The sequence below is a fragment of the Nocardia colli genome, from assembly GCF_008704205.1.
Classification (GTDB): Bacteria; Actinomycetota; Actinomycetes; order Mycobacteriales; family Mycobacteriaceae; genus Nocardia; species Nocardia colli.
On record NZ_VXLC01000016.1, the window covers coordinates 347,428 to 372,065 of the forward strand.

The window sequence follows — 24,638 nt, forward strand, 5'->3', positions numbered from 1 at the left end:
GGTTTGTGCTGCGGCAACAGCGCGGGGTTCGTCACCACCCGAGGGGCGGGGCGTATCAACGCACGGCCGGGTGGGGGCAACGCGATGGGCTATGACCGGCGGCTGCCCGGCAAGGACCTCCTGCTTGCCGCTTTCCGCGGCTTCCCGCACGCGGACCACCCGATGCTGGAGGCGGCGGGCGAACTGGCCCAGCTGCACCTCGCGCGCGAACGCACCCCGGCCGTCGAGGCGGTGAAGATCGATCGTCGTCGCACGCACCTGGTGCGGACCATCGATCGCTGGGTCACGCTGGCGACTCCGGTCCCGGAGATCGCGGCCCCCGAACACACCGAAACCGTCGGCAGATTGGTGGACCGGCTCGCAGGCATGACCGCACAGGCATTCGCCGGTCTGGCCTTCGCCCCGGAGGCGGTCTTCTACGACGCCTGGGTGCAGATCGAGGAAATGGCCGACGGCTACCAGGACCTCATCGACGACCTGCGCAACGGCATCCGCCGATTACCCGACGACCCGTACGACCACTGGTGACTCACTTACGCCCGAACAGCCGGAACGACCGGCTCCTCCGCTGCGGCAACGTGGCATAGACCATGGTCATATCGGCGAACACCTCCGCCTCCCGCTCCCGGTCGACCCCGAATTCGCTGCGCCCGAGCACATGCTCGACCGACTGCGGCGAAATCGACGGCAGCATCAGCGTCAGCGCGGGCGGCACCGGCGCGGAGCGATCCGCCTCCTGGGTGCCGTGCCCGAGCAGCATGTGCCCCACCTCGTGCAGGATGATGTGATCGGCATTGCGATCGGTCGCGCCCGCGTCGTAGATGACGAGGTCGTCGTGTTTACGCGCGACCCACAAACCGCCTCCGCCACAACCGATCTCGTTCAACAGTGCCTTGGGCGCGGTGTGCAGGCTGATGGAGCGGCCACGATGCGCGGCAACGGCGGCGAGGTAGGCGGTGAGGTTCCACGGATTGGGGAGGGGCACGGTTCGGGTCGCGTCACCGAAACGAGCTTCCATGCTGGTCATCCCGGCACACATTACTCACAGGGTCGGCACTAGTCACCAACGATCCGGACGAACCCGGCGTGAGCTGGTGCACTGTCCAGGAACAGGTTCCGCTATTCGGCGGGCGGTTCCGCCGCGGCTGGCTCGGCGTGCAGGTACCGGATCAGCAGCTGATTCACCGCCCACAGCACGACGCCGATGGCGAGCAGGATGCCCGCGATGGTGTACTGCTGCGGATTGCGATCGGTCCACGGCGTCACCAGGAACCCGCAGGTCAGCGCGCCGATCACCGGTAACGCGGTCGGCGTGTGGAAGTGCTCGTGCTCCACTCGATCCCGGCGCAACACCAGCACGGTGACATTCACGATGGTGAACACCGCGAGCAGCAACAGAGCCGTCGTGCCGCCGAGTTCGGGCACCTCGCTGACGAACGCGATCAGCGCCAACGCGAGCAGCGTGGTGAACAAGATCGCAATGTAGGGCGTGCGCCGACCGGAATGAACCCGCCCGAGCGCCTGCGGCAACACCCCTTGCTTGGCCATACCGTAGAGCAGGCGACTGGCCATCAACATGTTGATGAGCGCGGTGTTCGCGACGGCGATCATGCTGATGTAGGCGAAGACATGCGTCGGGAACGACGGCCAACCCACCCGCACCACCTGCAGCAACGGCGTGTCGCCCTGACTGAGTTCGGGCACCGGCACCAGCGCGACCGCGGTGATCGACACCAGCACATAAACAATGACGGTCACGGTGAGCCCGGCCAGCAGCACCTTCGGGAAGATCCGGCTCGGCTGCTTGCACTCCTCGGCCATGTTCACCGAGTCCTCGAAACCGACCATCGCGTAGAACGCCAGCGTGGTAGCGGCGATGACGCCGCCGACGGCGGTCCGGTCGCCGGTGTCGAATTCGGTGATCCGGCCGAAGTCGCCGTCGCCCGCGCCGAGCGCCCAGCAGCCGATCCCGATGACGATCAGCAGACCGGTCAGCTCGACGCAGGTGAGCACCACGTTCAGCTTGACGCCCTCGCTCACCCCGCGCAGATTGATCACCGCGATCACCGCCATGAAGGCCAGCGCGATCACCGTGACCACGAAACCGGTGCCGATATCCAGGTTGAACGCCTCGGCGAAGTTGGCCGCGAACGCCCGGGACGCCGTCGAGGCGGAGGTGATCCCGGAGCACATCACCGCGAACGCGACCATGAACGTGAGGAACTGGATGCCGAACGCCTTGTGCGTATAGAGCGCGGCCCCTGCGGCATTCGGATATTTGGTGACCAGCTCCAGGTAACTCATCGCGGTGACCAGCGCGACCAGGAAGGACACCACGAACGGCGCCCACACCGCGCCGCCCACCTCGTGCGCCACCTTCCCGGTGAGCGCGTAGACCGAGGAGCCGAGGATGTCGCCGATGATGAACAGCAGCAGCAGCCACGGCCCCATCACCCGCTTCAGCTCCGGCTCTGCTTCCCGCGGTGTGGTGACGTCGGCCATGCGGTCCCTCCCCGATGTTTCGCAACAGATGGATGAAGTACCCGAATCGTCCGAAATTAGTCGACTGCCGTGCATCCGCGGGGCAAATCCGCCGGCCGATGAACCGAATCGCCCGCTGTATCGGTATCTCCTAGGACAGCCGCCCACGACATGCGGGCAACCGCCGGTTCCCGGCAAACCGGCGGGGATATCCGCAGGATGAGAGCGTGCAGATGAGCCTGCTGACGGTGCCGTCGCGCCCGCGGACCGGGGCGGTCGCCCAATGGTGGGTGCTGACCTGCCGCCTGATCCGGCCGTCCTGGCGCAACGGCGAACTGGTGACCGCGGTGGTCGCGCCGACCGTGTTCACCCTCGGGTTCTACGTGCCGTTGAACCTGGTCATGAGCGTGTACGGGCACGGGCTCAGCAGTTACGCGCAGTTCCTCATGCCGATGATCGTGATGCAGGCGGTGGCGTTCTGCGCGACCTCGGCCGCGTTCCGCGCGGCCAGCGACGCCAAGGACGGGCTCACCGTGCGATTCGGTTCCATGCCGATGCCCGCGGCGGCGCCGCTGGCGGCCCGGATCACCGCGGCCATGTATCGCGCGGTGATCTCGTTGGCGGTGGCGATGCTGTGCGGCCGGGTGATCGGCGTCCGGTTCTACGGAAGCGCCTGGGAGACAGCGGGATTCCTGGGGTTCGCGGTGCTGGTGGCGTTGGCGCTGTGCGTGGGCGCGGACCTGATCGGCAGCCTCGTGCGGAGTCCGGAGGCGATCACGCAGGTGCTCATCTTTCCGCAGTTGATCCTCGGCCTGGTGTCGACGGGTCTCGCGCCCGCGAGTCAATTCCCTTCGTGGTTGCAGGGTTTCGCGCGCAATCAACCGGTGTCGCAGTTCGTGTACGGAATGCGTGCGCTGGTCGGTGATTCGACCGGCAATGCGGGCGTCGTCGGGTGGCCGGTACTCGGGCCCGGCTTGGCTTGGGCGGTAGGAATTCTCGTGGTGTTCGGTGCGCTGGGCGTGGTGGTGGCCGTGCGGAGGTCGCAATGACGACGACCGGCGATCGGGCCGCGAATCTGCCTTCGGTGCACGGCCGGACCGAGACCTGGCGGCTGCTGGTGCCGCAGACCGTCATTCAGACGCGGCGACTGTTATTGCGCTGGTGGCGTGACCCGCTGACGATGGTGCAGTCGCTGGTATTTCCGGCGTTACTGCTGATCGTGTTGAATACCGTGCTCGGCAAGCAGATTTCGACCTTCTCCGGGGCGAGCGCGTTGTACGGGTCGGTGCCGATGGTGGCGCTGGTCGGGGTGATGTCGGGGTCGCTGGCCGGCGCGATCACGCTCGGCCGGGAACGCGATCAGGGCCTGCTTGCCCGGTTGTGGGTGCTGCCGGTACATCGCGCGTCCGGACTGGCCTCGCGGATCGTGGCCGAAGGGGTGCGGATTCTGTTGTGCACCATGGTGTTGTTCGCGGTGGGCATGGTGCTCGGGTTCCGGTTCGAACAGGGAGTGCTCGCCGGGATCGCGCTGTTCGGGGTGCCGCTGCTGTACGGGCTCGGGTTCGCGACCCTGGTCACCGCCGTCGCAGTGTTCAGCGCGAAAACGGCCTTGGTGGAGGCGGTTTCGCTCGGGTCGTCGATCATGATGTTCTTCAGCACCGGCTTCGTGCCGCTGACCGCGTACCCGGCTTGGGCGAAACCGATTGTCGCGCACCAGCCGATGACCTACGCGATCGATGCCATGCGCGGACTGTCGCTCGGCGGGGCGGTTCGCGCCCCACTGCTGGCGACCGTGACCTGGTCGGTCGGCGCGATCGTGGTGTTCGCGGTGCCGGCCGCCGTCGGATACCGCCGGGCCAGCCGGGCTTAACGACCCATCCGCGAAGCGGCGTCCATGATCATCTCCGCGGAGTCGCGCGGGCTCAGCGCCATCGCGCGCAACTGGTCGAAAATGACGCCGAAGCGCCGTATTTCGGGATGTCCCTCGATCAGCTCGTCACCCGCGATGCCCTCCACGTACACCAGCTCCGGGTCGGCCGGATCGTGGAAGTCCAGCAGCGTGAACGAACCCGCCATGCCGGGATGCGCGCCCGCGTCGAACGGCAGGATTTGCAGGATCACGTTCTTGCGCTTGGTTTCTTGCAGCAGCCGATCCAACTGCCCGTGCATCACGGCTGGTCCGCCGACGGTGCGCCGAATCGCCGCCTCGTCCATCACGACCCACAGTTCGAGCGGCTCTTCCTTGGTCAGATTCGCGGCCCGGTCCATCCTGGCGCGCGCCCGATCCTCCATGATCGCCGCCTCGACCTTCGGCATCGACGTGTCGATCACCGCCGTCGCGTACTCCATCGTCTGCAAAAGCCCTGGGATGGTGGAGGTCTGGTAGTGCCGCGCGGACAACGCCTCGGCCTCGAAGTTGATGTACGCCGCGTACACCTCCGACACGCTGCCTTCGTACGCCCGCGACATGCCCGGCTTCAGCGCGTCCGACAGCAGCTCCATCGCGTCCTCGCGCTGCTCCTCGGTCACGCCGTACAGGTCGAGCATCGCCTGGAGGGTGCGCCGCTGCGGCCGCGCCTGGGCCGTCTCGATCCGGTACAACGTGGTCACGTTGATCCCGGTCTGCGCGCTCACCTCCTCTTTGCTGAGTCCGGCGTGCTCACGCATTTCGTGCAACATCGCGGCCAACCGGCGCAATCGCACGGTCAGGACGGTGCGCTTGCCTGCCATGACAACATCCCTTCGGTCCCGCCTGCGGCGAAGGCGCCGTTCGTAGGACGAAAGAGTACCGCTTCCTATCCTGGTGAGGTCCAAGGTTTCCGGTTCCGAACTGGCAGATTCCCGAACCCGGTCAGCCGCGCTTGTGCCGGAAGGCGTCGAGGCCGTTGCGGCCGAGCATGGACACGGTGGTCTTCCACCACGGGCGGGTGGGGTCGGGATCCGCCCCCGCGCCGAGGCGGTGCAGCTGGTCGGTATGCCATTGCAGGTCGAGGGCGCCGTCCAGCGAGCGGAGGCTGGTGACAGCGGACAGTGGGCCGCGCAGACCCATGGCGATGCCCGCGCTGCGGAGGCGTTCGTCGCGGCCGGTGAGCACCGCATCGGCGGCGTCCGGGGTGAGACAGGTCGGGCGGCCGATGCCGATTACGTCGCAGTCGCCGGAGCCGACCGCCTCGGCCATCGCGGTGCGGGACCGGAAGCCGCCGGTGACGGCTAGGGGCAGGTCGCCGGCCGCGGCACGGACGGTGCGCGCGTAGTCGAGGAAGTAGGCCTCGCGGGCGAGAGTGCTCGCCGCCGGTGCGTCCTTGCGGCCCATCATGGCGGGCGATTCGTAGCTGCCGCCGCTGATTTCGATCAGATCGAGGCCCTCGGTGGAGAGCCGCTCGACGACCCCGCGGGACTCGTCCTCGGTGAATCCGCCGCGCTGGAAGTCGGCGGAGTTGAGCTTGATCGCGACGGCGAAGCGCGGGGCGACCGCGTCGCGAATCCGCCGGACCACCTCCACGGCGAAGCGCATGCGCCGCTCGGGAGTGCCGCCCCAGCGATCGGTGCGCTGATTGGCCAGCGGTGAAAGGAATTGCGACACCAGGTATCCGTGCGCGCCGTGGATCTGCACGCCGTCGAATCCGGCGATCTCGGCGATCCGCGCGGTGGCCGCGTAGCGGTCGATGACGGCCTCGATCTCGGCGTCGGTGAGCGCCCGCGGGGTCGGCATGCCGGGGATCTTCGGCGCGATCGCCGAGGGCGCGACCGGCCGGGTCCGGGTGGCCAGCGGATTGGCCTGCCGGCCGGGGTGATTGATCTGCATCCAGATCGGCGCACCGCCGTCGTGGGTGGCCTTGGCCCATGCGGTCAGCGCGTCGAGGTCGCGCTCGTCGTCGACCACGACATTGCCGGGCTCCCCGAGGTGGCCGCGGTCGACCATCACGTTCCCGGTGACGACCAGGCCGTAACCGCCCGCGCCCCAGCGCGTGTAGAGCCGGGTCAGCCGCTGGTCAGGCGCGTTCACCGGGTTGCCGAGGCCTTCGCTCAAGGCCGACTTCATCAGCCGGTTCGACAGGACCTGGCCGCACGGCAGCGGGAGTGGATCGGCGAGCGTTGTCATCGGTGAGTCCTTCTGTCGCGCACTGTGTTCGAGATCGGCGACCGCGCGGATCCGGGCCGGCCACGGCCTGATCGGCAGCGCATTACCGTTACGGCGGGTCACGCGTGCTCTCACGGTAGTAGAATGATCGGTCTATCGCAAGAAGGAGATGGGTAAGCTGCGACTATGACGATGCGGCCCCGTGAACGGCTCATCATGGGTGCGATCGACCTGATCCGGCGCAATGGCGTCGCGGGCACCGGCATGACCGAGCTGCTCGCGCACAGCAATACCGCCCGCCGGTCGATCTACCAGAACTTCCCGCGCGGCAAACAGCAGCTGATCGAGGAGGCGACCCGGACGGCCGGCCAGGTGATGGCCGGGGCCATCACCGCCACCGAGGAGGACGGCAGTTCGGCGACGCGGCTCGCGAGCTTCGTCCGGATGTGGAAGGACACGCTGGTGGCCGCCGACTTCACCGCGGGGTGCCCGGTGGTCGCGGCCGCGCTGTCCGGCTCGGAGGTGCCCGCGGCGCCGGCTATCGCCGCCGAGGCGTTCGCCGAATGGGAAGTCCTGATCGCCGAGCAGTTGACCGCCGAGGGGCTCACGGCGGAGGTGGCGCGATCAATGGCGACGACGGTGGTGGCCGCGATCGAAGGCGCCGTCGTCATGTCCATCGCCACCCGCTCGGTCACCCCGCTCGACCGGGCCGCGGAGCAACTCGACTACCTGCTGCGCTGCCGGATGTCCGAACGCGGGTAGTCGCCAACGTTTTCCGGATCGGAAACCTGCCGAAACCTGGAGTTCGACTTGGGCACGTAGGTTCACGCGGTATGACTGGGGCGGGCTCGACCTCGAAGCGGTTCGTGCACATTCTCGCCGTGCTGGTGGCGGCCTTGGCGCTGGTCTTCGGACTGTCGACGGGGGAGCAGTCGCCGCGCCCGGTGGCCGCGGACTCGGTCACGCTGGTCAGCGCCGCGATCCCGCAACGCGCCTGGGACACCCTCGCCCGGATCGACGCGGGCACCTGGCCGCCGAACGACGGGTCCGGCACCAAAGGCGGTGGGACCTGGTCGAATCGGGAGGGGACGCTGCCCGGCACGGATTCGGCGGGACGCCGGATCGCGTATCAGGAGTGGGACGTCAATATCAAGAAGCCGGGCCAGAGCCGCGATGCCGAGCGCATCGTCACCGGAAACGACAAGTCCGCCTGGTACACCGGCGATCACTACGCCACCTTCACCCGCATGCGCTGACCGGGAGCAATCGGACTCGGGCGCGGTTCGCAACCGGCCTTGACACGTATTACGGCGGATATCGTGGTCTATGGTGGTGATGAGCAACCGTCCGGCATCCTTTCCGGCGCAGGCGGATCCGCCATCGAGACACACTGTTCCCAAGTCTGATTCCGGCAGGGGAAGTCGACTCGCGCATCGCCCGAGGTCATCGGCGACGCTGCCGCTCGTGCGCTGTTGAAGCGGTTGTCCGGCTACGGAACCGGGTGTCCGAAGCGACGTTTACAGAGGAGATGCAGCAATGCAGACGCACTCTTGCGTTCTTGCATCAGTAAGTGCATGATCCAGCTAGCCTAGTTGTGAACAACCGATCCGATGACCGGGATAACCGAATCGAGAGCCAATTATGTTGGTACAAAGCGCGTTGGTGTCGGGCGAACTCGGGGTGCAGATATGAGTGCGCCGACAGTGGGGGTACTGCCGACAGCTCCGCAATTGTTGTGTGCATTCCAGGGACGCCGTTTTCAAGATCGCGAAATGCTGCGCTCCGCCCATGCCCTCGCCGAGCTGCACGCGCGTAGGCAGCAGGTGCGCGATTCCGCGCTGATCGTCGAAATCGACTGTCGCCGAAGTGAACTCGTCGACGACATCAACGATTGGATCGGCAAGGAGATTCCGCAGCATCGCAACGGCGCCTCGCTGCACACGGAAAGCCTTGGGGCGGTGGTGGACCGGATGGCGCGCAGTTGGGTGGACGCGAATCAGGTCATTGACGTCGAGGGCGCGCGCAGCGACAATACCCATAAACATTGGTACCACCTGGCAGAACTTGTCGATGGGTACACTGATTTGGTAACCGACGTGGCCGGTGGCCGCCGCCGTTTGCCAGAGCAGTGATCATTTCCGATCGACGGAATATCCCGCGATAGTGACACTGCCCCGACAGCGTCGCTTGCTCGAGGGCGATGTCCCAGGGGTGTCATCCGACCAGTGACCCCCTATGGACGATACGTCGCCTGCCCAGTGACGGCGGGCGCAACGGGGCGCCCCGCCCGGCGTGCCGCGTGGTCGACTGGCGCGGCACGCCCGCTGAGAAATTCACCGCACCGCGTCCGGTGCCGCACCTCATTCCGCGACGGTGAAGATTTCGTGCGCCATCACGCGCACGTTGCTCTGTCCGTGCGTACGCATTCTGGCGAGTAGTTCCACCCAGGTCGGCGTCCAGCCGAAGTGATTGCCGCACTGCGCGATCAACGCCAGCGCGGCCAACGCGGTCGCACTGTCGACGTCCGTGGACAGATCTCGTGCGACCGTCGTCATGGTGTCGGCATCGACCATCTGCCCGGTCCGCGCCAGCCGCGTCCGCAACTGCTCAGCGGGGTACACCACCATCGCGCCCCGGGCCAGCCCGCACGCCTGCTGGATCGCCCGCACGCTCGATGCCGTATCGGCCCAACGGATCTGGGCGAGCAGCAGATCGATGGCAAATCGCCGCCACTGCGTCTCGCCGGAGAGCCGCTCGGCCACCGCGACCGCCGTCGCCCGCGCCGCCTCCGACCGCGCGGCCGCCTGCTCGAGACTTTCGAGCAGCGTCGAAAGCCGTTGCCGGGCTGGTAGGTCACGACCGGGAAGAACGACGTCCTCGGCGGCCAGCAGCCGATCCACCGCGGCCGGCACCTCCGCGCGGAAGGCGCCGCCGACCAGCACCCGCGCGGCCTGCCGCCACAGCCCGGCCTCGCCGAGATCGGCGAGCCGGCGCACCAGCATGTCGCCGGTGTCCGCGGGCGCCCAGCGCTGCCAGGCGCTGAGCACCCGCATCGCCTCGGTGGCCAGCTGGACGTCGGTGCCGCCGGCCATCTCCCGCACCAGCTCGGCCATCCGGCGACGCTGCGGAATCGCCAGCAGCGCGGGCGCGAGATTCAGCGCCTCACCGGCCACCGCCGGGTCCTGGGTCGCGTCGGCGAGAATCTGCCATGCCTCGTCGTGGTCGAGCAGCCAGCGACAGGCGAAGACGACCGCGCGTTTGACGTCGCGATGCTGATTCGGCCGGTCCCAGATCGCCCGGATGGTGGCCAGCGCCTGCGGCACATGCAGCGCGGCGAGCAGCCGCACCCCCTCCTTCAGCGAGGTGATCTTCGGCGAATCCAGCAGCGGGGTGAGCGCGCCCGCGAGCCGATCCGGCGCGATGCTCCGGGCGCGGGAAGCGATGCCGCTCACCGCGACTCGCGCCCGATCCGAATCCACGTAGCGTCCGAGCACGCCGATCGCGGCCTCGGCGTCGGCACTGCGCCCGAGCGCGGTGAGCGCCGCCTCGGCCACTGTGAGTTCGGCATGATCGGTATAGCCGACCAGGCGCGCGAAGCTGCCCGGCAGGCGACCCAATCGCCGCACCGCCCAGGTCTTTTCCCACAGCGAGGAGTCCTTCGACCGGATCAGTCCGGTGAGCGCCCGCGCGTACAGCTCGATCTGGCGCGGCGTCCACCCGTCGAAGCCCGCCGAGAACTCCGGCACCAGACGCACTTTCGGCGCGATGAACCGGCCGGGGGTGGCCCCGTTGAGCACCAGGTCGAGCAGATCCGTTCGGCGCGTGGCGATCACGTGCTGCACCCGGGTTAGCGAGATCATCGAGCGGTCCCGGTTCAGCAGGACGGCCAGGTGCTCGTCGCGGGTGATCGGGTTGGCCAGCACCAGGTCCACCGCGGTGTGGATCACGGAATCGTTGCGCGCGCCGCAGGCCCGCAGCAGCAACTGCTGCAAGGCGCCGACCTTCCACGCGCGCTTGTTCAGGCCGTTGGCCAGGGCGAGGGTCAGCGTCCACTCGTCACGGATCGCGTCGCTGTCCAGTCGCCGGTGCAGTGCCGCGAACAGTCGATGTTCCGCGCCGCGGGGGAGATTGCGGTCCACGTCGCGCAGCGGGATCGAGCTGGCCTGCGCCGCAAGGCTTTCGATCAGCCGCAGCGCCGACTCCGTGCAGGCCGGATCGTCGATGCGAGCGCCGTGCACCAGCAGGGTGCGCGCCAGTGTGCCGATCGCGCCGGTGGTCATGCTCGATCGATCGCGGGCTTGCAGCGCGTCGGTCGCCAGGATTTCCAGCGCGGGCAGGTGCGCGGGACGCAGCAGGGTCGGCGGGATCTCGGTGACCGCCTGTAAAGCGGTGCGCCGCACCGGGTCCTGCTCGTTGCGCAGCCGCCGCAGCGATTCGAGCAGCGTGCCGACCACGTCGGGATCGCGGCTGCCGACCGCCGCGACCACCAGCAGCGGATACGCCTCCACCCGCTCGTCGGCGGTCGGCCGGCGGATGCTTTCGTGCAGGACGGGTTCGGCCTCCTCCCAGGAGAGCCGGGCGATCAGCCGCTCCCGAATCCGCCGGTCAGCGGATCCGCCTTGGCGCGAGAGCAATTCGCGGGCAAGCGTCGCTCGGTCGTGCCGGGGCAGGCTGTCGAGCGCATCGAGATCGACCAGTGCGGCGTCGACGCCGGGGCGGATGAACACCTGCCGCACCAGTTCGGTGCGTCGGCTCGGCGGCAGCGAATGCAGGAATTGCCGCCGGTGATAGCTGGAATACGCGGCGCAGACGGCGATCAATCGATCGTCGGGTAGCTCGCGCAACGCGGTGAACACCGCGCGCCCCGCCAGGCAGTTGCCCCGGCCGCTCGGATGCAGGATCAGCTCGACGACGGCCTCGGGATCGTGGCGAGCCAATCTGCCCGCGATCGCGCCCAGACCGTAGATCTGCTGGTGCGTTACCGCCTGCGCGGCGAGCGCGAGCAGCCGGTCCGGGTCGTGGATCGCGAAAGTACTCGAGCCGGTGGCGATGCGCGGCCACAGCTCGGGCCAGTCCGACTCGCCCGCCTGCGTCGCGAGGTCGGTCAGATAGTCGAGTACGGCCTCGGTGTGCCTGCGGGCCAACGTTTGCCAGTTCGGTGCCGCGTAGGCGAACTCGGGCAGGTACTCGGTGACCAGCCGGGTCGAGCAATACGGGAGGATGCGCGCCGCCTCGGCATCGCCGAACAGCCGGCGCACCTCGGGCAGCAGGGCGTCGGCCAGACCCGGGTCGTGCGCGCGCCGGCCGACCGCGCGATAGAGCACGCGTCGCGTCCGGTGCGCCATCCGTGGCAACCGCTCGACCAGCAACCGTGGCTCGACCCCGAGCCGGACCAGCGCGACGACCGCCCGCGAGACGAACTCCTGTCCGGCCGAATCCAGTTGGCCGACAAGGTGATCGCGGTCGGCGGCGATCGCGGCCAGATGAATCGAGAGGACCCGCTCGTAGCGCCCGCGCCCGGCCAGATCGGTCAGCAGCGCGGTGAGCTCGCCCGTGCCGGCCAACCGCAACGCGACCGTCGCGATGGCCCGGCGCCGCTGCGGCGCGGACAACGGCTCGATGTCCTTCACTAGCTTCGTCGCCGGTGATGCCATTGTTCGACCGCCAACCTTCCCTCTGAAGCGGAGGAATCCCCCGTGGTCGTTGTGAGGATATGTCGCGCACACCGGGTTTCGCCGGACCGAGATCGAATCCGCGGCCCGCATTCGACCCGCCGCGCTCAGGTCGCGGCGGCGGCGCGGGCCTCCCGGCGCTGTCTGCGGCGGCGCAGATAGCGGCGGATGCGGGTGGCGAGGAAGGACACCAGGATCAACCCGGTCACCAGCAGCACGCCCGCGACGATGGCCGCGAGCAGCGGGTGGAAGATGGCCAGGGTGACGATGCCCGCGACCGAGACGTCCTCGGCGGTGCTGGTCACGATGTTGGTCACCGGTTCCGGCGAGGTGTTGATCGCCATCCGGGTGCCCGCCTTGACCAGGTGGCTGGCCAGCGCGCTCGCGCCGCCGACCGCGCCCGCCGCCAGCTCGGGCAGCGAACCGTCTTGTCCCGCAAGCAATGCCGCGACGACCGCGCCCGCGGCGGGGCGGACCACGGTGTGCAGCGCGTCCCAGAACGAATCGAGGTACGGAATCTTGTCCGCGACCGCCTCGATCAGGAACAGCACCGCGGCGGCGATCAGCACGTCGGTGCGTTGCAGGGCGTCGGGCACCGAGTCGGACAGGCCGGTGCGGCCGAACAGGCCGAGCAGCAGCACCACGGCGTAGGCGTTGACGCCGCTCGCCCAGCCCGCGGTGAAGATGAGGGGAAGTGCTGACACGAAGTCATCCTAGGTCGAGACGGGAGCGCCCGCCTCGACCGTCGAGAACACGCGGGGTCAGCGCAGGGCGGCGCGGCTGCGCAGGCGACCCAGCAGGATCAGCGCGACGAGAGTGACCAGGACCAGCAGGGTGGTGCTCGCGGCGGCGTCGAAGACCTCGCCGCGGTCGGTCTGGGCGAAGATGCCGACCGGCAGCGTCTTCCAGGTGGCCGGATAGACCATGATGGTCGCGCCGAGCTCGCCCATGGACAGGGCAACGGCGAGACCGGCGGCCGCGCCGAGCGCGGGCAGCAGCAGCGGCAGCGTGACCTGGCAGAGAACGCGGACCGGGCTCGCGCCGAGCGATTCGGCGGCCTCGCGGTAGCCGGGATCGAGGCGGTCGAGCGCGGCCGCGACCGCGCTGAACGCGTAGGCCAGCACGAGCACCGAATGCGCAAGGATGACAATCCATTTGGTGCCGCCGAGCAGCACCGGCCGCTCGTTGAACGCGATCAGCACGCCGAGGCCGATGGCCACCGACGGGACCGCGACCGGCAGATGGAACACCGCGTCGGTGCAGCGCCGCCACCAGCCGGGCGCCTCCCGAGCGGCCAGTGCCGCCCAGGTGCCGAGGATCAGCGAGACGGCGCCGGCCAGCAACGCGGTTTGGAGGCTCACCGACAGACTGGCCGCCTGCTCACCGGACAGCGCGCGGTCGAAGCTGGCGAAGCCCAGGTCGGAGGGCAGCGGGCCGGTCCAGTGACCGGCGAACGCGGCCGCGATGACGGTGGCGATCGGCGCGACGAACACCACGAACACGACGAGCGCGAAGGCGGCGAGCACCAGGCCCCGGCCGCGCTTGGTCCACATCAGCATCGCGTCAGTTCTCCTTCCGGGCGGTGAACCGGGCGAAGATCAGCCGGTACCCGATGTACAGCGTGAGCGAGAGCAGCACCTGCACCGAGGCGAGCACCGCGGCGCCGGGCAGGTCGAAGGTGACGATGCCCCGGGTGTAGATCAGCGCGGGCAGCGTGATCACGCCCTTGGCGCCGGTGAACAGGACGATGCCGAACTCGTTGAGCGTCAACAGCAATACGAGGCTGCCGCCGGCCGCGAGCGCGGGCCATGCCTCGGGGAGCACGACCTGGCGCAGTACTCGCCACGGCGAGGCGCCGAGACTGGCTGCCACGTCGAGTTGTTCGCGCGGGAGTTGGGCGAACGCGGCGAGAAGCGGGCGCACGACGAACGGCGTGAAAAAGGTGATCTCGGCGAGGATTACGCCCAGCGGAGTACTCAGGAAGTTCAGGACCGGTTCGTTGTTCCCGGTGATGCGGGAGATCAGCGCGTTCACCGCACCTGCCGTTCCGTAGAGGAACGTGAAGGCCAGCGTGATGAGGAACGACGGCAGCGTCAGCACGGTATCGATGAGCCGGCCGACCACCTGCGATCCGGGAAACGGCACGAACGCCAGCACGATCGCCAGGAACGTGCCGAGCACCAGACAACCCGCGACCGAGCTGACCGCGATGAACACGGTGCGCCACAACGCATCCCGGAACGACTCCGACCCCAGTACCTGCGACCAGACCGAGGTCCCGCGGCCGGCCGGGGTCACCGTGGACTCCGCGAGCACCCGGATGATCGGATACACGGCGATGAACAAGACCACCAGCATCGGCGGCAGACTCCACACCACCGGCTTCCAGTTACGTTGCCGCCCAGGCCGGCTCGACGGCTCGGCCGCCGCAATCGGCTCGAGCACCGCAGGCGCGCTCATCCCCGGCCACCCTCCAGCTCGCCGCACACCCCTTGATTTCCCGCACACCGAATCGCATGCGATTGCGTATGCGGGAAATCAGCAGGTGTGCGCGAATCTTCGTTGCGCGTCATTGCGGGACCTCGATGGGGGTGGTGCGGCCGACCGCGCGGGGGATGAGGACGCCGGCGGGGTCGGGGAAGCGGACGCCGACCACGGCGCCGATGGCGGTGTCGACCTGGCCGGGGACGTCGGCCGTGACTTCGTCGGCCAAGCCGTCGACTGCCACGGTGAGCCGGGTGGACGCACCGCGCCAGACGGCGGAGATCACCGTGCCGCGCAATGCGTCTCGCTCGGAGGTCGCGCCGATCCGCACGGTGTGCGGACGTACGCACAGCAGCGCGGGGGAGTCGAGAACCCAATTCTCCTGGCCGACACCGGGGGTGGGTGCCTCGGCGCGGAGGGTTTGGGTGCCGACGGTGACCAGCGCCGAGCCGCCCGACAGGCGATTCACCGTGCAGGGCAGCAGGTTCGCCCCGCCCAAGAACGCCGCGGTGAAGTCGCTGGGCGGTCGCCGCCACAGGTTCTCCGCGGTGTCGATATCGACCAGGTGCGCGTCACACATGACCGCGATCCGGTCGGCCAGCGCGAGCGCCTCGGACTGATCGTGTGTCACGTACAGCATCGCCGTGTCCGGCAACGCCTTTCGCAACTCCTGCAACTCACCGAGCATGGACTGACGCAACTGCGCGTCCAGCGCGGCGAGCGGCTCGTCGAGCAGCAGCACCTTGGGCCGGATCGCCAGCGCCCTGGCGATCGCCACCCGCTGCTGCTGACCGCCGGACAGCTCGCGCGGCAGCCGCTTGGCATACGCGCCCATGCCGACCATTGCCAGCGCCTCGGTCACCCGGGCGCCGATCTCGTTGCGCGGCACCCGATGTGACTTCAGCCCGAAGGCGACATTGCCGTGCACGCTCATGTGCGGGAAGAGCGCGTAGGACTGCACGACCACGCCGATCCCGCGCTTGGCGGGGGACAGGTCGGTGACGTCGCGCCCGGCCAGCCGGACCGCGCCCGAGGTCGGCCGGACGAAGCCGGCCAGGGCCTTGAGCGCGGTCGACTTGCCGGAGCCGCTCGGTCCGAGCAGGGCGACGGTCTCGCCCGCGGCGACGCGCAGCGTGAAATCGGCCAGCGCGACAGTGGTTTTGCGGCCGCTGCGGTAGCTGACGCCGACCCGGTCGAACACGATCGCCGGTTCGGTGGCGGGGGTTCGGGGCGGGGCAGTGGTGGATGACTTCGTGAGCGCGTCACCGGTGGACATGTCGACTCCCTTAGTGGTGGACGGCGTTTCAGCTACCGGTGGCCTTCTGGTAGGCGGCCAGGTCGCCGTCCAGGTCGGTGAGCACCTTGTTCCAATCGACCGGCAGCAGCTCGACACCCTTGAGCGCCGCGCTCGGCGACGGGCCCGATCCGGTGGCCGGGGCGTCGCGCAGTTCCGCGCGGGCCGGCACCGCGAAAGCGTCCGGGCCCAGCGTCTTCTGCGCCTCGGCGGAGAGCAGGAAGGTCATCAGCTTGGTCGCCTCCGGCTTGTGCGGCGCGCCCTTGGCCAGGCCCATCACGTAGGGGACCGCGACGGTCGACTTCTTGCCGTCGGCGGTGGCCGGGAAGAAGACGTTGAACTTCGAGCCCTTGTCCTTGATGGTGGTCAGGTTCATCTGCACGTCACCGTTGGCGACGGTCAGCTCGCCCTTGTCCACCTTGGCCTGCAGCTTGCCGGTGGACGAGGACGGCCCGACATTGTTGGCCTGCAACTTGTTCAGGTAGTCCAGCGCGCCCTGCTTGCCGAGCAGCTTCTGCAGCAGGATCAGCACGGCGGTGCCGTCGCCGGCCTGGCCGGGGGTCGAATACTGCAGCTTGCCTTTGAATTCCGGCTTCAGCAGGTCGTCCCACTTGAGCGCGGAGGCGTCCACCGACGGGTTGGCGATGAAGCACAGGTAGTTGTTGGCCAGCGTGACGAACTTGCCCTCGGGGTCCTTGTCGGCCGCCGGTACCGCGCTGGTGTCGACGCCGCTGTCCTGGAGCAGCCCACTGGCTTTCGCCTTCTGGATGAACGGCGGCAGCGTGACGACCACGTCGGCCTGCGGGTTGGCCTGCTCCTTGTCGACCCGGTTGACGACCTCGCCGGAGCCCGCCTCGACCAGGTTGACCGCGATCCCGGTCTCCTTCTGGAACGCCGCGAACTGGGTCTGGTACCAGGGGCCGACGCCGTCGGCGGAGTAGACCGTGACGGTCTTGCCGCTGGCGCTCTCGGTACCGGTGCCGCCGCAGGCCGCCGTGGCCGCGACGGCGGTCGCGGTGGCGACGAGCAGAGTGGTGCGGGCGAGGGTGCGTGCCAGCTTGACCGGCTTGTACGAAGTACGCACGATGACTACAACTTTCGGTTCGTGAGGAGTGTCGGAGTCGAAGGAGTGGATGGACCGCCGGCGGCACCCAGCCGCCGACGGGGGTCAGTTGTGCTCGGCGAGAACCACTTCGGCGAACTCGACCACCGACGGCACCACATGGGTGGCGCCCGCCGCGCGCAGCTGCGCCTCGTCGTGCGCGCCGGTGAGCGTGCCCGCGACGATCCGGGCGCCCGCGGCCAGGCCGGTGGCGACGTCGCTGGTCGTATCGCCCAGCACCGCAACGCGATCCACGGCGTCGGCGTGCAGCCGCAGCAGCGCGGTGAGGACCAGGTCGGGGTAGGGGCGGCCGCGCCCGGCGTCGGACGGGGCCAGGGTGAGGTCGGCGATGTCCTTCCAGTCCAGCGCGTTCAGCAGGCGGTCCTGGGTGCTCCGGCTGAAGCCGGTGGTGAGTGCGACCTTGACGCCCGCGCCGCGCAGCTTGCCGATGGCCTCGGCGGCACCGGGAATCGGGGTGATGTCGACCTCGTCGATCAGCGCCTCGTAGGCGCGCTCGAAGGCCGCGTTGGCTGCCTGGGCGCGGTCTTCGTCGTCGAGCAGCGCGCGGAAGACGGCGATCTTGGACTGGCCCATCGTGTCGAGCACGTACTTGCGGGCCTGTTCGCGTTGCGGCCCTTCGGCTTCGATGCCGGCCGCCGTCGCGGCGACGTCGAAGGCGCGCAGAACCAGGCCGCCGTCGGCCACGGTGGTGCCCGCCATGTCGAGCACGGCGAGTTGAATGATGTTGTTCGACAACGTGATTCCTTAAAGGTTCAGCAGGTCGGCGGTTTCCTCGCCGAGCGCGGGGCCAAGGGTCATGCCGCGGCCGCCGGGGCCGGTGATCACCCACGTGTGCTCGCCCGCCGGCGCGCGGGTGACGATCGCGGTCGGGTCGAGGCTCTGGCTGTACACGCCGGCCCAGCGCCGAACCACCTGCGGCAGTTTGCGTCCGAGCAGTTCCTCGGTCACCGCGGTGAGGTGTTCGTAGGGGGCCTCGTCCACGTCGAACGCGAACGGCTCGTCGTATTCGTGGGTGTCGCCGATGGTGAGACCGCCGTGCAGGCGCTGCACGCAGAGCAGCTGCATCTTGTGCTCGGCGGCGGTAGCCGATTGGGACTGTTCACGATTCAGCGTGTCCACCTGCTCACCCGCGAAGCCGGGGTAGTAGCGGAAACTGTCGCCGTCGGCGATGGCGGTGGTGAGCGGTTCGCCGAGCGGGGCGGTCTGCATCATCTGCAACCGGACCCGGTGGACCGGGAGGTGGTCGACCAGCTCACGGGTCAGGCCGCCGTGCGCCGCGCCGGGGCAAGCCAGCACCAGGTCGGCGTCGAAGCGGCGGCCCTGGTCGTCCAGCACGGTCGCGCCCGCGGCGGTGTCGGTGACCGACCTGGCCTCGGTGCCTGCGTGGAAGGTGTAGCGACCGGTGGCCGCCAGGTAGGCGCGCAACGCGGGCAGCGCCTGCCGCGACTCGACCGCGGCGTCCGTCGAACAGTGCAGTCCGGCAAAGAATTTCCCGCGCAGCGCGGGGTTGAGCGCACGCACCTGGTCGGGTTCGAGCAACTCGAACCCGCGGGCTTCGGCCGACGGGCCGGCCGCTGCGGCCTCGGCGACGGCCAGCTCGACGGGGGTGCGGACCAGCGTGATCGACCCGGCCGCGCGGAATCCGACGCCGGGGACCTGGCCGCCGATCTCCTCCCACAGCTCCCGCGAGCGCAGCGTCAGCTCCAGTTCGGCGGCCGAGCGCCCGGAGACCCACACCAGGCCGAAGTTGCGTACCGTGGCGCCGCGGGCCTCGGTCTCCCGCTCCAACTGCACGACCTCGTGACCGCGGCGGACCGCGGCCAGGGCGTGGGCGGTGCCGAGGATTCCACCTCCGATGATGACCAATCGCATGGGACCTATGGTGCACATTGGTCTAGACCAACGGGTGTTTCCTGCGCAAACGCCAGGTTAACAATTGGTATAGACCAATTGTGGGTATGCTGTGCCACATGGAAGCAACGGAGGTGGACGGGGTCGGCGCCGTGGTGGCGCCCGACGAGATGCCCGGCGGGCGAGCCGAATTCGCGCTGCCCGACCGGCTGCCGAAGTCGTATCGCGTGCGCACCGAGCTGGAGGCGATCCTCGACGATCTGGCCGAGGGCGATCCGGTGCCGTCGGAACGCGATCTGGCGGTCCGCTTCGAGGTGGCGCGTGAGACCGTCCGGCAGGCGCTGCGAGACCTGCTGGTGGAAGGCCGAATTCGCCGCCAGGGCCGCGGCACCGTGGTCTCGCGCCCGAAGATGGTGCAGCCCTTGTCGCTTCGCTCCTACACCGAGGGCGCGATCAGTTACGGCCGCGTCCCCGGCCGCCTGCTGGTCAGCTGGGACGACGTCCCAGCCGACGCCGACACGGCGCGCGATCTCGCTGTCCCCGTGGGCACTTCGGTGATGCACCTCGAACGAGTGCTACTCGCCGACGGCGAACGCATCGGCCTGGAGAGTACCTTCCTCCCGCTGCACCGTTTCGCGAACCTGCGCACCACCTACGACCCCACCACGTCGCTATACGCCGCGGTGCGCGGCTCCGGCGTCATCTTCGGCCGCGCCACCGAGCGCATCGAAACGGTCCTCGCCTCCCCGCGCGAGGCCGCCCTCCTCGAATGCACCACGGCCCTACCGCTTCTGCTCCTGCACCGCCGCAGCCTGGACGCCGACGGCGACCCGATCGAACGTGTCCGCGGCCTCTACCGCGGCGACCGGATCGCCTTCGAAGCCCACCTCACCAAATAACTCAGGCCGGAAGCAGGCGGCCCATCGAGTGGATTTCGTTCACGTCAGCGCTGGTGATGAAGGACCAAGGGGCGGTGAAGAAGCCGTTTTTGCCCCAGTTCGGGCCCCAGGAATTCTCGACCGTCACGCCTTTCGCGTCGTAGGCGACGATGGTGACCTCGTGGCCGCCGAGGATTTTCTCGCGGGGTGACGGGTTGTAGTTGTTGTTGGTGCTGTCGAGGTTTTCGAAGCTTTCCCTGGCGTCGAAGCCGAAGGGGACCGGCAGGCCGGAGGCGATCGCCTTCTTGATGTTGGTGACGATATCGCCCTTGGTGAGATCCAGTGCGCCGGAGAGTTTGTAATGGACGGCGTTCGCGCGTTCCTTGGCGTCGGGCTGGGTGGTGTAGTCGAAATCGCCCTGCCAGTAGTCGGCTTTGGTGTCGATTCCCTGCTGTTGTTCCAGCGGCAGCGCGACGCCGGCGTAGGTGCCTTGATCATTGCCCTGCGCGATCTGCGCGTAGATGAACATGGGAGCCATCGGATCACCGGCGATCTGCTGCTCGTTCATCAGTACCCCGTACCCGGTATAACCGGTCGCCCAGGTGACGCAAGACCCGACCGGACCTTGATCGCCTGCGGGTAATGCGTACTGGCGCAACGAATATGTGGCCGGTGGTGCGCCGATGGCGCCCAGCTGAACCGGCAGCGCCGAACCGACGGTGGTGTCCCGGCCGAGGCTGTCGTGCGCGGCCGCGCGGTCGAGGCCGAACGCATGGTGTTTGATCTGCGGAGCGGGTTCGTCCGGGGCGGCATGGGCGGTGACGGACACCGCGAGGCCGATTCCCAGGGCGGATACGAAAGCGGTGGACAAGCGCGAATAGTGCAAGGTTCCTCCTGCTGAGCCCCCATGATCCATCACTTCCGGATGGAATGATCAGTGAACTGAACAGGGAGTGTTCCACGGGATTTCGGCGGCGACAATATAAAAGTCACCGTGATTCATTTAAGTCATGGTTAACGGCGGTGTCCCGCAAGTAAATTCGCCCAAGTCGCCCATTCTTCCGGTATTTCGGCGCGACCTTATTGCGGCCGACAGTGCGGATATGTAGCGTGCCATGGTATTTCCGCTCGGAAGGATGAGGCATGGCGCGAAAATGGAAGCTGTTGGGCGGTCCGGTCGCGATGTTCCTCGCCTTGGCGCTGCACGGATCCGCGGTCGCCGACCCGGGTTCCGATCGGCCTGCGGCCGGGCATTCCTATGGGTTGACGGTGACGCCGAATCTGCCGCGGGTTCCGGAACCGCGCGTCGCTGTTTTCGGCGCGCAGACCCTGCCGTATCTCCAGCAGGCGCAGAGCGCGGATCAGTGGTGCTGGGCGGCCGACGGCTCATCGATAGCCACCTATCTGCACCGGCCGATCAGTCAGAATCAGTACTGCGCACTGGTACACGGCGTGAGCGCCGAAGGCGCCTGCCCTAATGAAGAGGCCTCGCTCGAACAGATCGCCTCGGCTTTTCGGGGGATCGGTTTCACCGCGGCCGTCGGCGCGCCCTTGTCGATGACCAAGGTCGTAGAGGAGATCTCGGCCGATCGGCCGGTCCTCACCGGCATCGCGTGGGCGGCCGGTGGCGGGCACGCACAGGTGATCTACGGCTTCGACGTGGATGCGGGCACCATCACCTACGGGGACCCCTGGCCGTCCTCGCGGCGCAGCGTCACGCAGTCGATCGACTCGTACACCCGGAATTCGGACTGGACGTGGTTCGGCGAGGATTACGGCATCGCACCCCGATGAGCGGGCCGGTCCTGCGTTGCGCGGTCGGGCTGCTGGTTATCGGTCTGGCCGGGTGTGCAGATCAAGGTGCGCCGGCGTGGGCGAGCGAGCCGGCCGGCAGTGTGATCGACCACGCGATCGATACTCCGGCGGCGCAGCGTCTCGCGGGATCGTTCCTGCGATCGTCGGATGCGTCGAATGATGCTGGGGCCGTGGCACTTCGGCGAGACGGCGCACCGGTCACGGTATACGCGACCGATCCGTCATCCGGTGGTGATCCCACGCTCGAGCACGCCGGGATCGAGTCCTACATCGCGGTGCCGGTTCTTCTCGCCGGCCGCGATGCCGCCGATACGGTGCAGTTGGAACCGTCGCCGCCCTATCGTCCGCGGGCCATGGCAACGGGAGTGGAGGAGACAAGCCGACCTCGAGCGGCCGACGCCCGGCTGCTGCTCGACTATCCGACCCACACATGGCTCGCCTGGACGCGAACCAATGTCACCGTGATCTCCTCCGGCACGGCCCCGGCGTTAGCGGGCAAAGAATTCGACAATGCGCAGTTCCACGCCTGGCTCCGAACGCGCTGACCTGTCCACCGTGGCAAGCGTCCCACGCACAGGTTCACGTGCTGCGCGTCGTATCGCCGGCTGCGCACGGAATCGTCAGCGATTTCGCGCGCGTGGCGTGACGACGTGCGCGGCCACGGCTTCCTTGGGTGCATCCGCGCCGCAGCGCACAGGTTTGCCTGGCGCGCATGGACTGGCCCGCCGCGCACGGATTGGCCCGCCGCGCATGAAATCGCTGACGATTTCGTGCGCGGGTCGCCAATGTCTGCGCGGCGCCATGAGTTTCACTCAGCCGACCTGTGGTGCGACCTTCGCGCCGAGCAATTCGATGTTGTGCAGCACCTTTTCGTGCGGCAGGGTGCCGACGCTGGTATGCAGCATGAACCGGTCCAGGCTGAGGGTGTCGCGGATGTCGGCGATCTTTTCCGCGACGTAGTCGGGATTGCCGACGAACAGCGAACCTTCCTTCGAGCGGAGTCCGTCGAACTGGGCGCGGGTCATCGGGCCCCAGCCGCGCTCGCGGCCGATGACGCTCATGGCTCGGGCGTAGGGCTCGTAGAAGTCGGCGATGGCCTCTTCCTCGGTGTCGGCGATGTAGCCGTGCGCGTGCACCGCCACCGGCTGCTTCTCGTGACCACCCTCGGCGAGGGCGCGGTGGTACAGATCGACCAGCGGCTTGAACCGGGCCGGCTGTCCGCCGATGATCGCGATGGCCAGCGGGAGGCCGAGAAGTCCGGCGCGGACGACGGATTCGGGGGAGCCGCCGACCGCGATCCACACCGGCAGCGGGCGGTTGTCGGTGCGCGGGTAGACGGTCGCGTTGCGCAGCGGCGCGCGGAACTTGCCGTTCCAGGTGACCGGCTCGTCCTCGCGCAGGTGCAGCAGCAGGGCCAGCTTCTCCTCGAAGAGTTCGTCGTAGTCGCTGAGGTCGTAGCCGAACAGCGGGAAGCTCTCGGTGAACGACCCGCGCCCCGCCATCAGCTCCGCGCGACCGTTGGACAGGCCGTCCAAAGTCGAGAAATCCTGGTACACCCGTACCGGATCATCCGAGCTGAGTACGGTAACCGCACTGGTCAGCTGAATCTTCTCGGTCCGCGCCGCGATCGCCGCCAGCACAACGGCCGGCGAGGAAGCGGCGAAATCCTTGCGATGATGTTCCCCGACGCCATAGACGGCGAGTCCGGCCTGCTCGGTGGCGACAGCTTCCTCGACCACCTCGCGCAACCGCTCGGCCGCACTCGGCGCAGGCCGGTCCCCGGCCGGATACAGCTCGGCGAACGTCGTGAGTCCCAATTCCACGGTCGAGCCTCTTCCTTCAGTAGTGTCTATGTCAACCAACAGCTTAAACGGACCACGGTCCGTAGGTATTCCACGCAGGCCTCCGGCCGCGGGAAGGTCTGGCGCTGGAGCGCGGGGGAGCGGGGCCGATTAGGCTGTTCGCTATGTCTGTCCGCACTCGCAAGCCGCTCGTACCCGGCACCCAGTCACCCACCCGCGAGGTTCCGCGCACGATCGAGCGCCCGGAGTATGCGTGGAAGAAGACCGTCAACGAGGGTCGCGAGCCCTGGGTGCAGACGGCGGAGACGATCGACAAGATGCGGATCGCGAGCAAGATCGCGGCGCAGGCGCTGGAAGAGGCGGGCAAGGCGGTCGCGCCGGGCGTGACGACCGACGAGCTGGACCGGATCGCGCACGAGTACATGTGCGACCACGGCGCGTACCCGTCGACGCTGGGCTACAAGGGATTTCCGAAGTCCTGCTGCACCTCGCTGAACGAGGTCATCTGCCACGGGATTCCGGACTCGACGGTGATCGAGGACGGCGACATCGTCAACATCGACGTCACCGCCTACATCCACGGCGTGCACGGCGACACGAACAAGACCTACCTGGCCGGCGACGTGGACGAGGACGTCCGGCTGCTGGTCGAACGGACCGAAGAGGCCACCCTGCGGGCGATCAAGGCGGTCCGGCCGGGCCGGGCGCTGAACGTCATCGGGCGGGTCATCGAGTCCTACGCGAACCGATTCGGCTACGGCGTGGTCCGCGACTTCACCGGGCACGGCGTCGGCCCGACGTTCCACAGCGGCCTGGTGATCCTGCATTACGACCAGCCCGCCATCGAGTCGATCATCGAACCGGGCATGACCTTCACCATCGAGCCGATGATCAACCTCGGCGGCATCGACTACGAGATCTGGGACGACGGCTGGACCGTGGTCACCAAGGACCGCAAGTGGACCGCCCAGTTCGAGCACACCCTGGTGGTCACCGACACCGGCGCGGAAATCCTCACCCTCCCGTGAGCCGCACACCCCCTGATTTCCCGCATACCGAATCGCATGCGAATCCGTGTGCGGGAAATCAAGAGGTGTGCGGCGTCTGGGCTGCGTGGTGAAGGGCGCGCTACTCGTCGCGGGGACCACGTCGGACGC

General features: G+C 68.3%; 24 protein-coding genes. 10 read left to right on the plus strand and 14 right to left on the minus strand.

Features of this window, described 5'->3' with window-relative positions; translation table 11 throughout:
* Positions 1-84 precede the first annotated feature (84 nt).
* Positions 85-528, plus strand: a complete 444-nt coding sequence (locus F3087_RS31095; RefSeq protein WP_150405624.1) for a DUF4254 domain-containing protein — start codon at positions 85-87, stop codon at positions 526-528.
* A 1-nt stretch (position 529) separates the two neighbouring features.
* On the opposite strand, the gene F3087_RS31100 is transcribed toward F3087_RS31095, so the two are convergent.
* Both F3087_RS31100 and F3087_RS31105 read right to left on the minus strand, forming a co-directional pair.
* The gene (locus F3087_RS31100) at positions 530-1,027 is read right to left on the minus strand and encodes a hypothetical protein (protein WP_223885474.1); all 498 of its coding nucleotides are present in this window, start codon (positions 1,025-1,027) and stop codon (positions 530-532) included.
* Positions 1,028-1,119: 92 nt separating this feature from the next.
* Positions 1,120-2,502, minus strand: a complete 1,383-nt coding sequence (locus tag F3087_RS31105; RefSeq protein WP_150405626.1) for an APC family permease — start codon at positions 2,500-2,502, stop codon at positions 1,120-1,122.
* A gap of 212 nt (positions 2,503-2,714) precedes the next feature.
* On the opposite strand from F3087_RS31105, the gene F3087_RS31110 reads away from it, so the two are divergent.
* Together F3087_RS31110 and F3087_RS31115 are read left to right on the plus strand one after the other, a co-directional pair.
* Positions 2,715-3,530: an ABC transporter permease gene (locus tag F3087_RS31110; protein ID WP_150405683.1), complete on the plus strand. Its 816-nt coding sequence runs from the start codon at positions 2,715-2,717 to the stop codon at positions 3,528-3,530.
* Positions 3,527-4,351, plus strand: coding sequence for an ABC transporter permease (locus tag F3087_RS31115; RefSeq protein ID WP_150405627.1), 825 nt, complete (start codon positions 3,527-3,529; stop codon positions 4,349-4,351). Before F3087_RS31110 ends, F3087_RS31115 begins: the two co-directional genes overlap by 4 nt.
* Here F3087_RS31115 and F3087_RS31120 read toward each other — a convergent pair.
* Both F3087_RS31120 and F3087_RS31125 read right to left on the minus strand, forming a co-directional pair.
* A complete protein-coding gene (locus F3087_RS31120) occupies positions 4,348-5,211 on the minus strand; it encodes a helix-turn-helix domain-containing protein (protein ID WP_150405628.1) in 864 nt (287 codons plus the stop codon). The genes F3087_RS31115 and F3087_RS31120 overlap by 4 nt on opposite strands.
* A gap of 121 nt (positions 5,212-5,332) precedes the next feature.
* Complete coding sequence (locus F3087_RS31125; protein WP_150405629.1) at positions 5,333-6,583, minus strand: NADH:flavin oxidoreductase/NADH oxidase family protein; 1,251 nt, start codon at positions 6,581-6,583, stop codon at positions 5,333-5,335.
* A gap of 165 nt (positions 6,584-6,748) precedes the next feature.
* On the opposite strand from F3087_RS31125, the gene F3087_RS31130 reads away from it, so the two are divergent.
* The 3 genes from F3087_RS31130 to F3087_RS31140 all read left to right on the plus strand — a co-directional run bounded on the left by F3087_RS31130 (position 6,749) and on the right by F3087_RS31140 (position 8,694).
* Positions 6,749-7,324 carry a TetR/AcrR family transcriptional regulator gene (locus F3087_RS31130; protein ID WP_223885475.1) on the plus strand — a complete coding sequence of 192 codons (576 nt, stop codon included), beginning with the start codon at positions 6,749-6,751 and terminating at the stop codon, positions 7,322-7,324.
* 71 nt (positions 7,325-7,395) lie between these two features.
* Positions 7,396-7,818 carry a ribonuclease domain-containing protein gene (locus F3087_RS31135; RefSeq protein WP_150405630.1) on the plus strand — a complete coding sequence of 141 codons (423 nt, stop codon included), beginning with the start codon at positions 7,396-7,398 and terminating at the stop codon, positions 7,816-7,818.
* Positions 7,819-8,334: 516 nt separating this feature from the next.
* Positions 8,335-8,694, plus strand: a complete 360-nt coding sequence (locus F3087_RS31140) for a DUF4254 domain-containing protein (RefSeq protein ID WP_150405685.1) — start codon at positions 8,335-8,337, stop codon at positions 8,692-8,694.
* A gap of 228 nt (positions 8,695-8,922) precedes the next feature.
* Here the strand turns inward: F3087_RS31140 and F3087_RS31145 are convergent, their stop codons facing one another.
* The 8 genes from F3087_RS31145 to F3087_RS31180 form a co-directional block, all read right to left on the minus strand.
* Positions 8,923-12,192 (minus strand): hypothetical protein, encoded by a 3,270-nt coding sequence (locus F3087_RS31145; RefSeq protein ID WP_191094226.1) that lies wholly within the window; start codon positions 12,190-12,192, stop codon positions 8,923-8,925.
* 149 nt (positions 12,193-12,341) lie between these two features.
* Positions 12,342-12,938 (minus strand): DUF4126 domain-containing protein, encoded by a 597-nt coding sequence (locus tag F3087_RS31150; protein ID WP_150405632.1) that lies wholly within the window; start codon positions 12,936-12,938, stop codon positions 12,342-12,344.
* 57 nt (positions 12,939-12,995) lie between these two features.
* Complete coding sequence (locus F3087_RS31155; protein WP_150405633.1) at positions 12,996-13,793, minus strand: ABC transporter permease; 798 nt, start codon at positions 13,791-13,793, stop codon at positions 12,996-12,998.
* 4 nt (positions 13,794-13,797) lie between these two features.
* Complete coding sequence (locus F3087_RS31160) at positions 13,798-14,694, minus strand: 2-aminoethylphosphonate ABC transporter permease subunit (protein ID WP_150405634.1); 897 nt, start codon at positions 14,692-14,694, stop codon at positions 13,798-13,800.
* A 109-nt stretch (positions 14,695-14,803) separates the two neighbouring features.
* On the minus strand, positions 14,804-15,994 hold the full coding sequence (locus F3087_RS31165; protein WP_150405635.1) for an ABC transporter ATP-binding protein: 1,191 nt from the start codon (positions 15,992-15,994) through the stop codon (positions 14,804-14,806).
* 28 nt (positions 15,995-16,022) lie between these two features.
* The gene (locus tag F3087_RS31170) at positions 16,023-17,096 is read right to left on the minus strand and encodes a 2-aminoethylphosphonate ABC transporter substrate-binding protein (protein ID WP_150405636.1); all 1,074 of its coding nucleotides are present in this window, start codon (positions 17,094-17,096) and stop codon (positions 16,023-16,025) included.
* A gap of 84 nt (positions 17,097-17,180) precedes the next feature.
* Positions 17,181-17,870, minus strand: coding sequence for a phosphonatase-like hydrolase (locus tag F3087_RS31175; RefSeq protein ID WP_150405637.1), 690 nt, complete (start codon positions 17,868-17,870; stop codon positions 17,181-17,183).
* Between the two features lie 9 nt (positions 17,871-17,879).
* Positions 17,880-19,007, minus strand: a complete 1,128-nt coding sequence (locus F3087_RS31180) for a TIGR03364 family FAD-dependent oxidoreductase (RefSeq protein ID WP_150405638.1) — start codon at positions 19,005-19,007, stop codon at positions 17,880-17,882.
* Positions 19,008-19,156: 149 nt separating this feature from the next.
* Here F3087_RS31180 and F3087_RS31185 point away from each other — a divergent pair, with 149 nt between their 5' ends.
* Positions 19,157-19,885, plus strand: coding sequence for a GntR family transcriptional regulator (locus F3087_RS31185; RefSeq protein ID WP_150405686.1), 729 nt, complete (start codon positions 19,157-19,159; stop codon positions 19,883-19,885).
* Position 19,886: 1 nt separating this feature from the next.
* Here the strand turns inward: F3087_RS31185 and F3087_RS31190 are convergent, their stop codons facing one another.
* Positions 19,887-20,735: a C1 family peptidase gene (locus F3087_RS31190; protein ID WP_223885476.1), complete on the minus strand. Its 849-nt coding sequence runs from the start codon at positions 20,733-20,735 to the stop codon at positions 19,887-19,889.
* A 272-nt stretch (positions 20,736-21,007) separates the two neighbouring features.
* Here F3087_RS31190 and F3087_RS31195 point away from each other — a divergent pair, with 272 nt between their 5' ends.
* Both F3087_RS31195 and F3087_RS31200 read left to right on the plus strand, forming a co-directional pair.
* Positions 21,008-21,658 carry a papain-like cysteine protease family protein gene (locus F3087_RS31195; RefSeq protein WP_150405639.1) on the plus strand — a complete coding sequence of 217 codons (651 nt, stop codon included), beginning with the start codon at positions 21,008-21,010 and terminating at the stop codon, positions 21,656-21,658.
* A 191-nt stretch (positions 21,659-21,849) separates the two neighbouring features.
* Positions 21,850-22,224: a hypothetical protein gene (locus F3087_RS31200; RefSeq protein WP_150405640.1), complete on the plus strand. Its 375-nt coding sequence runs from the start codon at positions 21,850-21,852 to the stop codon at positions 22,222-22,224.
* A 267-nt stretch (positions 22,225-22,491) separates the two neighbouring features.
* On the opposite strand, the gene F3087_RS31205 is transcribed toward F3087_RS31200, so the two are convergent.
* Positions 22,492-23,502, minus strand: a complete 1,011-nt coding sequence (locus F3087_RS31205; RefSeq protein WP_150405641.1) for an LLM class flavin-dependent oxidoreductase — start codon at positions 23,500-23,502, stop codon at positions 22,492-22,494.
* A 143-nt stretch (positions 23,503-23,645) separates the two neighbouring features.
* Here F3087_RS31205 and map point away from each other — a divergent pair, with 143 nt between their 5' ends.
* Positions 23,646-24,509, plus strand: a complete 864-nt coding sequence (map, locus tag F3087_RS31210; protein WP_150405642.1) for a type I methionyl aminopeptidase — start codon at positions 23,646-23,648, stop codon at positions 24,507-24,509.
* Positions 24,510-24,638: the final 129 nt, after the last annotated feature.